Origin of the sequence: Pelagibacterium xiamenense, from assembly GCF_021166475.1 — a bacterium.
GTDB lineage: Bacteria > Pseudomonadota > Alphaproteobacteria > Rhizobiales > Devosiaceae > Pelagibacterium > Pelagibacterium xiamenense.
Genome location: NZ_JAJOYS010000001.1, coordinates 680,745 through 693,303 on the forward strand (window position 1 = coordinate 680,745; position 12,559 = coordinate 693,303).

A 12,559-nucleotide genomic window follows, 5' to 3' on the forward strand; every position below is an offset into this window, starting at 1 on the left:
AAATGCTTGCGAAAACACTCATGGCGTCGGTCGCCGTGCTCGCGCTGGGCGCGGGTACGGCGCTGGCCCAGCCGGTGACCATCCGCGTGGTCTCCAAGGATCTGGTGACCACCAACCCGGACGACATCGCCCATATCGAACGCATCGAGGAGGCGATGGCGGCGCAGGGGACCGAGATCGACATCGAGATCGTCGATCTGCCGAGCGCGGGGTACCAGGACAAGCTCGCCCTGATGCTGCTTTCGGGAGATATCCCGGACCTCATTTACTTCCAGGGGGGCGACGAGCAGTTTGCCAATCAGGGCCTCTTCGAGGACTGGCGGCCGTGGATCGAGGATACGGAGTACCTCAAGGATGCGCTCTGGCCGCACAATGGCGACCGACTCGATAACTATCCTTACCTGCTCTACGTCTTCCCTGCCCGCACCAAATCTCCGGTGATGCGCGAGGATTGGCTTGCGCAAACCGGGCTCGAACGGCCGCAGACGCTCGAGGAATGGACGGAGATGATGCGGGTGCTCGCGGCGTCCGATTACGACGGCAATGGCGAGGAGGATACCTACGGCATCATCGCGCCCGACAACACCGCAGAACTCGATGCGGTCTTCAACCAGGCCTTCGGCGTTGCAACGACCTGGATGCAGAATGCGGACGGCGAATGGATCCATTCGCGGGTCTCGGACGCCGAGCGCGACAAGCTCGCTTACTACCAGATGCTCTTTGCCGAGGGCCTGCTCGATCCCGAATTCATCACCTCGAACTGGGAAGTGAAGGAAGACAAGTTCTATACCGGCAAGGTCGGCATCGTCATGGGCACGGCCGGCACCGTCGTCGACATCTACCGCACCAAAATGCAGCAGGTGAACGACGGGGCCGAACTCGTGCTGCTCGATCCGCCCGCCGGTGTCGGCCAGGGGCTCGAGGCTGTCGACGTTTCCAAGGAATCGCGCGGCTTTGCGCTTTCGGCGCTTTCGGAGAACAAGGAAGAAGTCGTCGCGCTCATGGACTTCCTCGCCAGCCCCGAGGGGCAGATGTTCGAGCGTATGGGGTTCGAGGGTGAGCACTACACCGACAATGGCGGCACCTACGAGATCACCGAGGCGATGGGCACATGGTATCCGCGCTTCATGATCGCACAGCCGGGCGCCTGGCAGCCGCCGGTGGATCTGCTCTCGCCGGTCGCGCAGGCCTCGCTTGAACAGGGCGCGCATTATTTCACGCCCGACAACGCCTTCGTCTGGCCCGCCGAATACGCCGCCGATGTCGACGCGGCGGAAAATTACTACCGCACCAGCGTCTACCGCTTCGTCTCGGGCGAATGGTCGATGGACCAGTGGGACCAGTACGTCCAGGGCTGGTACGACGCAGGCGGCCAGCGATTGACCGAACACGCAAGGACCGTGCTTCCATGACGACAACGGCAAAATCGGACCCGTCCTTTTCCGGGCGGGTCCGGGGCCTCCTCCATGGCGTCGCTTTCGGCGACGCCATGGGGGCGCCCGTCGAAAAGCTCTCGCCGGGCGAGATCGAGACGCTCTATGGGCGAGTAACCTCGCTCGACAACAAGTGGCATCGCACCAGCCGCGATCCGGCGGCGGGCAAGGGGCGCGTGCGCGGCAACGGGATCGTCACCGACGATACGCTCATGACGCTTTGCCTGATGGCGGTCTACAATGAAACCGGGCGGCATCTCGATGCCTGGGACATGGCCGACGGCATGGTTCGCCAGATCGCATGGGTGCCGCGCTATGTGCCCGAGCTTCAGCGCGAATGTGCGCTGCTCGAGCGGCTGTTCTATCCCGAAAAATGGATTTTCCAACGCCATCAATTGGCCTCCTGCGATCCCCGCCAGGGCGGGATCGGCAACATGGTCAATTGCGGGGCGGCGATGTACATCGCGCCGGTGGGCGTGGTGAACGCCTGCGATCCGCAAGGGGCCTACGACGAGGCCATTGCCTTTGCGGGCGGACACCAGCAGAGCTACGGGCTCGAAGCCGCGGGCGTTCTGGCGGCGGCAATCGCTGCGGCGTTTGTGCCGGGAACGAGTGTGGCACAAATCGTTGCGACCGCGCACGCGCTCGCCAAGGACGGAACGCGCAAGGCGATCGCCGAGATCGCCGAAGCCGCCGAAAAACTGCGCGACAGGGGTGCGGGTTATCCCGAGATCGTCGAGACCTTCCACGCGCGGATTGCCAAATTCTCTCCGCTTGGGGACGATCTCGACCACACCGCGGCAAAGGCGGGCAAGGCGACGCCGAATTACCAGCCCTCCCGGTTCCTCTCGATCGAGGAACTGCCGTTGGCGCTCGGCTTCTGCATCACCGCCGAGGGTGATTTCCGCAAGGCAATCGAGGACGGCATCAATTCCGGACGCGATACCGATTCCATTGGCGTGATGGCCGGGGCGATCCTCGGCGCCATGCATGGAGACGCGGTAGTCGACAAGGCCGAAGCCGAACAGCTCGACAGCGTCAACAAATTCGACCTTGCCGAGGAGGCAAGGCGCTTCGCGCGCACCGCCGAAGCGATTTTCGATGCCGACCGCCGCCGGCGCGGTGCCATCGACAGCCATCGCGCGGCGCTTGCGGGCGCCGGCGTGCCGGCACAATAACCTGGAACATATCGGACCTTTCATGCTCCCCACCTCCGACATTCTCTTCCGCATCTATTCGGGCTTTATCGGCAAGGCCATCGGCGTGCGCCTCGGTGCGCCGGTCGAGCCGACGATCTGGTCCTATGAGCGCATCCGCGACACCTATGGCGAAGTGACGGGCTATCTGCGCGATTTCACGAATTTTGCCGCCGACGACGACACCAACGGCCCGGTCTATTTCATCCGCGCGATGCGGGATTATCAGTTGCGGCCGACCGCGAACGAGGTCGCCAGGACCTGGCTCAACTATGCCGCCGAGGGTCATGGCATGTACTGGTGGGGCGGGTATGGGCGCTCGACCGAGCACACGGCCTATCTCAATCTGCGCGCCGGTATCGAGGCGCCACAGTCGGGATCGATTGCACAGAATGGCGCGGCGGTTGCCGAGCAGATCGGCGGGCAGATCTTCATCGACAGCTGGGGCTGGGTGAACCCCGGCAATCCCCAGCGTGCCGCCGAGATGTCCGCGACCGCGGCGAGCGTGGCGCACGATGGGGAAGGGCTCAACGGCGCGCGGTTCGTCGCGGCGATGATCGCGGCGGCGTTCGAGGCCCGGTCTGTGGACGCGCTGTTCGAGGCCGGGCTTGCGGCCATTCCGGCGAATTCGACCTATGCCGCCGTCGTCAACGCCGTGCGCGCGCAGCGCATGACCACGCCGGAAGATTGGCGCGCGTGCCGCGATATGCTGACGCGCGATTGGGGCTACGACCGCTATCCCGGCGTTTGCCATATCATCCCCAACGCGGGCGTTCTGGCGCTTGCGATCGCCTATGGCGAGGGGGATTTGTGCCGCACCGTCGAAATCGCGACGATGTGCGGGTGGGATACCGACTGCAATGCGGGCAATGCCGGTGCGATCATCGGGACGTTTCAGGGCGTCACCGCTGCCTGGGACAAGTACCGCAAGCCCATCAACGATATGCTGGTGACATCCGGGGTGACCGGCGCGCTCAATATCGTCGACATCCCCACCTTTGCGCGCGAATTGACGACGCTTGCGTTGCAGCTCGATGGCCGCGATGCGCCCGCCGAATGGGTGCTCGACATGACCCGTCGCGGCGTGCGTTTCGACTTCGCACTGCCCGGATCGACGCACGGCTTCAGGACGGCGGGGACCAACCAGCTCGAACTGGGCTGGACCGATATCGAAACGCTGGGGGGGACCAAAGGCGCGCTCGAAATTCTCATAGACCGGTTCGAACGGGGACAGAGCGGCAACGTTTTCTGGAAGCCGTTCTACCGGAAGGCCGATTTCGACGACGAACGCTACCGCCCGATGTTCTCGCCGCTCGTGGCGGCCGGGCAGACCGTGGCGTTCGACCTTTTCCTCGAGCCCTGGGAGGGCGACGGGCATTTGCGGGTCGTGCCCTATGTGCGGCGGACGATGAGCAAAACCATCGAGGAGGTTGGCGCCTGGACGCAACCGGAGGCCGGAAAGTGGACATCGGTATCCTTCACAGTGCCTGAGGCCGATGGCGAGGCGGTCGACGAGATCGGTGTGCGGATCGAATATTTCGGGCGGATGAAATTTCTCGGCAAGCTGCACCTCGCCGATTTCGAGGTGTCCGGCGCCGGGCATACGCGGATCGATCCGGCCAATGAAGTCGAGGAATGGGAGGCGATCTCGCGGTTCACGTGGAACCGGGGATACTGGAAGCTCGAAGACGGCCGGATCACCGGGCTGACGGCGGCCGATGCCGACATCTGGACCGGGCATCTTTACGCCCGGGATTTGACCATGCGGGCCGATATCCGGCCCGAGGCCGGGACCTCGCATCTTGTGACGGTGCGCGCGCAGGGAACGGGCAGATTTTACGCTGTGGGCTTTGAGAACGGCAGGGCGGTGATCCTCAAGGAGGATTTCGGAACGACTGTGCTGGCGGAGGTGGACTTCCCTGTCGAGCGCGGCCGCAGCTACGCGGTTGAAGCCACAGTGCAAGGCGATGCGATCCGCTTTGCGGTCGATGGAAAACCGCTGCTCGACGCACGCGACGACAGCTTCGCCTTCGGCCAGTGCGGCATCCGCATGGGTGCGCCCGGCCGGATTTCGGTTGGCGTTATCGAAATAAACGAGCTCTAGGGAGGAGCACGCCATGTCGCAGATCACGCTCAATGGCGTTTTTAAGCGCTACGGCCAGGTGCCGGTTTTGAACGACATCTCGCTCGAAATCGGAGAGGGCGAATTCATCGTGCTCGTGGGACCCTCGGGCTGCGGGAAATCGACGTTGTTGCGCATGATCGCGGGGCTCGAGGATATCACCGCCGGCGCCGTCGCCATCGGCGGCAAGGTGGTGAACGCCATGCCGGCGAAACAGCGCGATCTCGCTATGGTCTTCCAGTCCTACGCGCTTTATCCGCACATGAAGGTCGCCGACAATATGAGCTTTGCCCTGAAGCTCTCGGGGCAACCCAAGGCGGAGATCGAAAAGCGCGTCAAAGAGGCGGCGACGATCCTGGGGCTCGAAAATCTTCTCGAGAGGTTGCCGCGCGAACTTTCGGGAGGGCAGCGCCAGCGCGTCGCGATGGGGCGCGCCATCGTGCGCAACCCGACGGCGTTCCTGTTTGACGAGCCGCTCTCGAACCTCGATGCGAAACTCCGGGTGAAGATGCGCGGGGAGATCAAAAAGCTCCATCAGCGGTTGGGCAAGACCATGATCTACGTCACCCACGACCAGACCGAGGCCATGACGCTCGCGGACCGGATCGTCGTGCTCAACGATGGCGAAATCGCGCAGCTGGGGACGCCGATGGAGGTTTACGGCAATCCCGCCAACACGTTCGTGGCCGGGTTCATCGGGTCGCCCGAGATCAATCTTTTGCCTGCGACCGTACTGGGGAGCGGTGCGGCTGAAGTGAAGCTCGCGGACGGCACGCGGGTGCCGCTCGGCGCGCCGGCCGGTCTGGTCGAGGGCACGCGGGTGACGTACGGGATCAGGCCGCAGCATTTTGCGCTCGATGAGACCGGCATGCCTGCCGAGATCGTCTTGGTCGAGCCGACCGGCGAGGATCAGGAATTGATGATCCGGCTCGGCACGCAGGAGGTTTCGATGGTGGTGCACAACCACGCGCCGTTCGCGCCGGGCGACAGGATTGCCGTGCGGCCCGAGGCGGACAAGGCGGTGCTGTTCGACGCCGGAACCGGCGCGCGGCTGCATTGATGACGGCCGCCGCGACACCGCGCGCATTCGATCCCGAGGCTCGGGGTCCGCTGTCGGGGGTGAAGGTCATAGACCTCTCACGGCTCGTGGCGGGCAACATGCTTTCGCTGCAGTTGGGGGATTTCGGCGCCGACGTGATCAAGATCGAACCGCCCGCGGGCGATCCCTTGCGGGCGTGGAAGGATGGTGGATCGTCGTTCTACTGGAAGGTCTACGGGCGCAACAAGCGTTCGGTGGTGCTCGACCTGCGACGTCCCCCCGCGATGGAGGCGCTCTGGGCGCTGATCGAGACAGCCGATGTGCTGATCGAGAACTATCGGCCCGGCACGCTCGAAAAGATGGGGCTGGCGCCCGAGGCGCTGCATGCGCGCAATCCGGGGTTGATTGTGGTGCGGGTTTCGGGGTTCGGCCAGACGGGGCCTTATGCGCACCTCCCGGGGTTCGGAACGATCGTCGAGGCGATGAGCGGGTATGCTTACCGTACCGGCTTTCCCGACCGCGAGCCGATCCTGCCGCCCCTGGCACTCGCCGACATGATCGCGGGGATCTATGGCGCATCGGCGACCGCGACGGCGCTTCTGGCGCGCGAGACGGGACGGGCGAACGGGCAGGTGATCGATCTTTCGCTGCTCGAACCGATCTTTTCGGTACTCGGGCCGGAGGCAGCGATTTTCCGGCATACCGGACAGGTCAAGGAGCGGATCGGATCGGCGTCCAATACCTCGTGTCCGCGCAATGTCTATGTGTGCGCCGACGGGAAATATCTCGCGCTCTCGGGCTCGACCCAGAGCGTGGCGGAGCGGATATTCCGGGTGATCGGGCGCCCGGACATGATCGACGATCCGCGCTTTGCGACAAACTCGGACCGGATCAAACATCGCGACCTGGTGGATGCAGCGATTGGCGGGTGGTTCGCCAGCCATGAGAGCGCCGAGGCACTGGAGATCATGCGCGCGGCGGGGGCAACGGTGGGGCCGATCTATTCGATTGCCGACGCATATGAGGACGATCACTTCCGCGGGCGCGAGGTGTTTGTCGATCTCGAGGACGCTCAATTCGGCGCGATGCCGATGCACAATATCGTGCCGCGCCTGTCCCAGACGCCGGGCGGTTTCTATCGGCCTGCGCCGGAGCTCGGAGCGGATGGCGAGGCGGTTCTGGCCGAAGCGGGACTGGGTGCGCAAGCGATTGCCGCTGCGTTGGAGAACAAGCGATGAGGCTGCGATCGCTGCTCTATGTGCCGGCGGACAATGACCGGTTCATCGCCAGGGCGCATGAGCGCGGGGCGGACGCGGTGATCCTGGACCTCGAGGACGCCGTGAAGCCCGAAGCCAAGGACAAGGCGCGGGCGGGGCTCGGCGATGCGGTCGCGCAGGTGGGCCAGGCCGGAGCGCGGGTGTTCGTGCGGATCAACGGCGATCTCGACACCGCGCGGCTGGACGCCGAGGCCGCGCACCGGGCCGGGGCGTTCGGGCTCTACGTCGCCAAGGCGGATGCGGCCAAGCTCGATGCGCTCGATGCGTTTCTGACCGAAATCGGCGGCGAACACGATCCGCTGTGCTTCGTGCCGCTCATCGAGGATCCCGCGGGGCTCCTGAACGCTGCCGGGATCGCGCGGCAGAAACGGGTGATCGCGCTTACGGCGGGCGGCGAGGACATCGCTGCGGCGCTCGGCGCGGAGCCGGACGCCGAAACGCTCAAGCTGCCCAAGCTGCTGATCCACTATGCCGCCAAGGCGCATGGACTGCTCTCGTTCGGGCTGTTCCGCTCGACGGCGGCCTACGGCGATCTCGATGCGCTCGAAGCGGCGGCGCGCGAGGCGCGGCGGCACGGGTTCGACGGGGCGAGCTGCGTGCACCCCTCGGCGGTCGAAATCCTCAACCGTGCCTTCGCGCCGAGTGCCGGTGAGATCGCGTGGGCCAAGCGGGTGCTGGCCGCCGCGGATACGGCCGCGGGCGGCGCTTTCGCGCTCGACGGACAGATGATCGACGCTCCGGTGATCCAGCGGGCGCGGGCGATACTGGAGCAGGGCGGAGAGGCTTAGCGTTTCGGCGCCGGCGCGGTCGATTCGCGCAGCACGAGCTCCACGGGCCAAAGCTCGTTGATGTCCTCAGGCGGCCGGCCGGCGAGAATTTCGAGCGCCAGCTCGGCGATGCGTATGCCAGCGGCGCGCATGGACGAGCGTGTGGTGGAGATCGCCGGGACCATCGCAGAGGCGTTGAGGTAGGGGAACTCGTCGTCATGCGCGATGAGCGACACGTCGCGGCCCAGCTCGAGCCCGTGCGAGCGTACGGCGCGGAAGATACCGAGAGCTGTCATCATCGAGCCCGCGAGGAAGGCGGTCGGCGGGTCGGGCAGATCGAGGAGCGCATTGGCGAAGCGGAAGCCCTGCTCGTCCGAAAAGATGCCGTAGCACATCAGTTCAGGGTCGCATGCGATATCGAAATCGGCGAGAGCCTCACGGTAGCCGGCGTCCCGGTGCGCGACGTAGGATCGTCCCTTGGGGCCGCTGATATTGGCGATACGCCTGTGCCCGAGGCTGAGCAGTTCGGAGGTCGCCTGGCGGAACGCGCTTTCGTTGTCGATGTCGAGCCAGGCGTGCGGCGCGGCACCCTCGGACCGGCCGTGGACGATGAAGGGCATATCCAGATCGTGCAGCAGATCGATACGCGGGTCGTCGGGCGTGGGGGAGTGCAGCACCATCGCATCGACCTTCTGGGAAGCCGCGAGACGCTTGTAGACGCCATCCTCGTCGTGATCGGCTTCGAGCGGGCTCACGACGATATCGACCTCTTCGGGCGCGAGCCTTTGGCCCATGCCGATCAGGAATTCGCTCGCGTGCAGCTCGCCGCTCTTTTCAAGCACGAACCCGATTGCACCCGCGCGGCCGGTGGCCAGCCGCAGGGCGCTGGCGTTGGGGCGGTAGCCCGACCGCAAGGCGGCCTCGACGACCCGCGCGCGGGTTTCCTCGCTGACTTCGGGATAGCCGTTGAGCGCGCGGCTGACTGTGGTTTGCGAGAGGCCGAGCTGCGCTGCAAGGTCTTTGAGTTTTACCATGTGTTTCGCCGGACGGCAGGCCCCGGAATTGCCTGCCAAAGAGTCATTTTTACAATTTTCGCGACTGCCATAGCATTATTTCTTTTCCAGATACACCGGCCCGAAGCCATGTAATCGGTCTCATTTCATACCGGGTGGTGTGAGCGATACCCACGTGTTGCGAAAAACGAACGTGATTTCAGAGGTATACGGGAAAAGATGACGGCGCGCTAATCGGGCTGTCCATCAAGTATAGAGGGGCCGTTCAAGTTGTATTGACAGGCCCTTGGCCTTCTGCCAGTTTCGCTTCAAAGCGCTTTGGAAACCCGTTTGATGAAGCTCGGGGCCGAAAGCCGCTTTGCAAGGGAGGAAATGGCGTCGGCGCATAGTGCGATTCCGGCGAACGGTCTTCCTTTGTATTTGATGATACCTGGGAGGACTTTATGAAAACTTCTGCAATACTTGCCGGGCTGTTGTCGAGCGTCACGCTTTTCGTGGGCGCCGCCAGCGCTGCCAACCTGTCGATGGTCTCCGGCGACACCGGCAACGGGCTGGAATTCCTACGCGGCCAACTCGACCGTTTCGAGGCGGAGACCGGTCATACCGTCACCATCGTGCCGATGCCCTCTTCGACGACGGACCAGTTCGGCCAGTACCGGCTCTGGCTCGCCGCGGGCAATTCCGACATCGACGTCTACCAGACCGACGTGATCTGGGCGCCGCAGCTCGCCGACCAGTTCCTCGATTTGACGGAAGCCGCCGCCGATGTCGTCGACGAGCACTTCCCCGCCATCATCGAATCCCAGACCGTCGACGGGCGCCTCGTCGCGTTGCCGGCCTTTACCGACGCGCCGGCGCTTTACTACCGCACCGACCTTCTCGAGAAATACGGCAAGGAGGTTCCCACGACCTGGGCAGAGCTCGAAGCGACCGCCGCCGAGATCATGGAAGGCGAGCGTGCCGAGGGCAACGAGGACATGTGGGGTTTCGTCTTCCAGGGCAACGCATATGAGGGTTTGACCTGCGACGCGCTCGAATGGGTGATGTCGAATGGCGGCGGGCAGATCGTCGAGCCCGATGGCACGATCTCGATCAATAACCCCCAGGCCGCCGCCGCCATCGACAGGGCTGCCGGCTGGGTCGGTACAATCGCGCCCGACGGCGTGCTGGCCTATATGGAAGAAGAAAGCCGCGGCGTCTGGCAGCTCGGCAACGCGGTCTTCATGCGCAACTGGCCCTACGCCTATGCGCTCGGCAACGGCGCGGATTCCGCGATTGCGGGGAATTTCGATGTGGCCCCTCTCCCCATGGGCGACGGCGAGGGCGCACGCTCGGCGGCGACGCTGGGCGGCTGGAACGTCGCGGTCTCGAAATATTCGCAGAACCCCGACGCCGCAATAGAGCTGGCGCTGTTCCTGTCCTCCGCCGAGGTGCAGAAGGAACGCGCGATCAACCAGTCCAACCTTCCCACTATCCAGGCGCTTTACGACGACTCCGATATTGCCGCGGCCCAGCCGATCATCCCGCGCTGGAAAGAGGTCTTCGAAAACTCGGTTCCCCGGCCTTCGGCGCCGACCAAGACCGACTACAACGAGGTCTCGTCGCTCTTCTGGGGTGCCGTGCACGAAACGCTTTCGGGCAACGGCTCGGCGGCCGAAAATCTCGAAATCCTCGAGATCGACCTCGAGGATCTGCGGGGCGACGGCTGGTAGTTCGCTGAAGGACCGAATGCTTATGTTTCGGCTTGTGCCGAATACCCCCGCCCCCAGCCCCTCCCCACAAAGGGGAGGGGGCGGAAGCGAAACCAGGGCGTTCGGTCCGATCTTGAAATGGTGCCTATCGGTGCGCGCAGGTCGCGCGCGCACCGCTACTCCAAATTGCAGAGGAACCAATCGACATGAGCGTTGACGGCACCGTTGCCGCCCCGGCGGCGACGCCGGCCAGGCCGATCAAGAACGAGCTTCTGGCCCAGCGCGTGCGCTCGGCACGCATCTTTCTCGTCCCGATGATCGTCGCACTGCTGATCGTGGCCGGTTGGCCGCTCTTGCGGTCGATCTATTTTTCCTTCACCGACGCCTCGCTCACCAACCTCTACGACCATGAGTGGGTCGGCTTCGCCAACTATCTCAACTGGCGCACGCTCGAGAGCGGCCGCACGATCTTCCGCGGCACGCTGGTCGACCCCGGCTGGTGGAACGCGGTTTGGAACACTGTGCGGTTCGCGGTGATCTCCGTGTCCCTCGAAGCTGTGTTCGGGATGATCGTTGCGCTGGTTTTGAATGCCGAGTTCAGGGGGCGGGGCATCGTCCGCGCGGCGATCCTGATCCCGTGGGCGATCCCCACCATCGTTTCGGCCCGCATGTGGGGCTGGATGCTCAACGACCAGTTCGGCATTCTGAACGATCTGTTTTTGAGGCTCGGGCTCATCTCCGAAAAGATCGCCTGGACGGCCAATGCCGAGACCGCGATGACGGCGGTGCTGATCGTCGATATCTGGAAGACGACGCCGTTCATGGCGCTGCTGATCCTTGCCGGGTTGCAGATGATCCCCAAGGATATCTACGAGGCCGCCGATATCGACGGCGTGCATCCGGTCAAGCAGTTCTTCCGCATTACGCTGCCGCTGGTCCGCCCGGCGCTGATGGTCGCGATCATCTTCCGGATTCTCGATGCCATGCGGATCTTCGATTTGATCTATGTGCTGACGCCCAATTCGTCGGCGACCGAGACTATGTCGATCGTCAGCCGCGAAAACCTCATCGAATTCGACAATTTCGCATATGGCTCGGCGCAATCGACGCTTCTGTTCCTCATCATCGCTGCCATGACGATCCTTTATATCTGGCTTGGCCGCGTGCGGCTTGACGGAGGAGACCGCTAATGGCGTGGGCAATCGTCAAACGCACGAGCTTTTACGCGCTCGTTGTCGCCATCGTCGTGATCGCGGTGTTCCCGTTCTACTATGCGATCCTGACGAGCTTCAAATCGGGGACCGATCTGTTCCGGATCACCTATTGGCCCACCTCCCTTTCGCTGGGCAACTACACCTCGGTGCTGACGCAGGGCAGCTTCATCCAGAACCTCTGGAATTCGCTTGTCGTCTCGACCCTCGTCGTGTGTCTGGCGCTCCTGATGGCGGTGACCGCGTCCTACGCGCTCTCGCGCGTGCGGTTCCGGGGGAGAGGGCTTTTGCTCCTCACAATTCTTTCGGTCTCAATGTTCCCGCAGATCGCCGTGCTCGCCGGCCTGTTTGAAGTTGTCCGCTTTTTCGGCCTCTTCAACACGATCTGGGCGCTGATCTTTTCCTATACGATCTTCACCTTGCCGTTCACCGTCTGGGTGCTGACGACCTTCATGCGGGATCTCCCCATCGAAATCGAGGAGGCTGCGATCGTCGACGGGGCAACGCCCTGGGTGATCATCACCAAGGTCTTCATGCCCCTGATGTGGCCGGCGCTCGTGACGACGGGACTGCTGGCATTCATTGCAGCGTGGAACGAATTTCTCTTCGCGCTGACATTCACCTCATCGAACGCCACCCGCACCGTCCCGGTCGCCATCGCCCTTTTGTCGGGCGGCAGCCAGTACGAAATCCCGTGGGGCAACATCATGGCGGCCTCGGTCATCGTCACCGTGCCGCTTGTCGTCCTCGTCCTCATCTTCCAGCGCAAGATCATCTCGGGTCTTACCGCTGGCGGCGTCAAAGGTTAGT

10 protein-coding genes are annotated in these 12,559 nt (G+C 63.8%); 9 read left to right on the top strand and 1 reads right to left on the bottom strand.

The genetic code is table 11. From position 1 onward, the window contains the following. Positions 1-2: 2 nt before the first annotated feature. The 6 genes from LSG43_RS03405 to LSG43_RS03430 are packed head-to-tail and all read left to right on the top strand — an operon-like array spanning position 3 to position 7,855. Complete coding sequence (locus LSG43_RS03405; protein WP_231801280.1) at positions 3-1,412, top strand: extracellular solute-binding protein; 1,410 nt, start codon at positions 3-5, stop codon at positions 1,410-1,412. Further along, positions 1,409-2,611, top strand: coding sequence for an ADP-ribosylglycohydrolase family protein (locus LSG43_RS03410; protein ID WP_231801284.1), 1,203 nt, complete (start codon positions 1,409-1,411; stop codon positions 2,609-2,611). The genes LSG43_RS03405 and LSG43_RS03410 overlap by 4 nt, the downstream gene beginning before the upstream one ends. Before the next feature lie 22 nt (positions 2,612-2,633). After that, the gene (locus LSG43_RS03415) at positions 2,634-4,733 is read left to right on the top strand and encodes an ADP-ribosylglycohydrolase family protein (RefSeq protein ID WP_231801286.1); all 2,100 of its coding nucleotides are present in this window, start codon (positions 2,634-2,636) and stop codon (positions 4,731-4,733) included. 13 nt (positions 4,734-4,746) lie between these two features. Further along, the gene (locus tag LSG43_RS03420; RefSeq protein ID WP_231801288.1) at positions 4,747-5,811 is read left to right on the top strand and encodes an ABC transporter ATP-binding protein; all 1,065 of its coding nucleotides are present in this window, start codon (positions 4,747-4,749) and stop codon (positions 5,809-5,811) included. Beyond that, a complete protein-coding gene (locus tag LSG43_RS03425; protein WP_231801290.1) occupies positions 5,811-7,028 on the top strand; it encodes a CaiB/BaiF CoA transferase family protein in 1,218 nt (405 codons plus the stop codon). The genes LSG43_RS03420 and LSG43_RS03425 overlap by 1 nt, the downstream gene beginning before the upstream one ends. Next, complete coding sequence (locus LSG43_RS03430) at positions 7,025-7,855, top strand: HpcH/HpaI aldolase/citrate lyase family protein (protein ID WP_231801292.1); 831 nt, start codon at positions 7,025-7,027, stop codon at positions 7,853-7,855. Before LSG43_RS03425 ends, LSG43_RS03430 begins: the two co-directional genes overlap by 4 nt. On the opposite strand, the gene LSG43_RS03435 is transcribed toward LSG43_RS03430, so the two are convergent. Then, positions 7,852-8,868 carry a substrate-binding domain-containing protein gene (locus tag LSG43_RS03435; protein ID WP_231801294.1) on the bottom strand — a complete coding sequence of 339 codons (1,017 nt, stop codon included), beginning with the start codon at positions 8,866-8,868 and terminating at the stop codon, positions 7,852-7,854. The two genes, LSG43_RS03430 and LSG43_RS03435, sit on opposite strands and share 4 nt — an antisense overlap. Before the next feature lie 422 nt (positions 8,869-9,290). On the opposite strand from LSG43_RS03435, the gene LSG43_RS03440 reads away from it, so the two are divergent. The 3 genes from LSG43_RS03440 to LSG43_RS03450 all read left to right on the top strand — a co-directional run bounded on the left by LSG43_RS03440 (position 9,291) and on the right by LSG43_RS03450 (position 12,558). Beyond that, on the top strand, positions 9,291-10,559 hold the full coding sequence (locus LSG43_RS03440; protein WP_231801296.1) for an ABC transporter substrate-binding protein: 1,269 nt from the start codon (positions 9,291-9,293) through the stop codon (positions 10,557-10,559). A gap of 185 nt (positions 10,560-10,744) precedes the next feature. Continuing rightward, positions 10,745-11,728 carry a carbohydrate ABC transporter permease gene (locus LSG43_RS03445; RefSeq protein WP_231801297.1) on the top strand — a complete coding sequence of 328 codons (984 nt, stop codon included), beginning with the start codon at positions 10,745-10,747 and terminating at the stop codon, positions 11,726-11,728. Further along, on the top strand, positions 11,728-12,558 hold the full coding sequence (locus LSG43_RS03450; RefSeq protein ID WP_231801298.1) for a carbohydrate ABC transporter permease: 831 nt from the start codon (positions 11,728-11,730) through the stop codon (positions 12,556-12,558). The genes LSG43_RS03445 and LSG43_RS03450 overlap by 1 nt, the downstream gene beginning before the upstream one ends. Position 12,559: the final 1 nt, after the last annotated feature.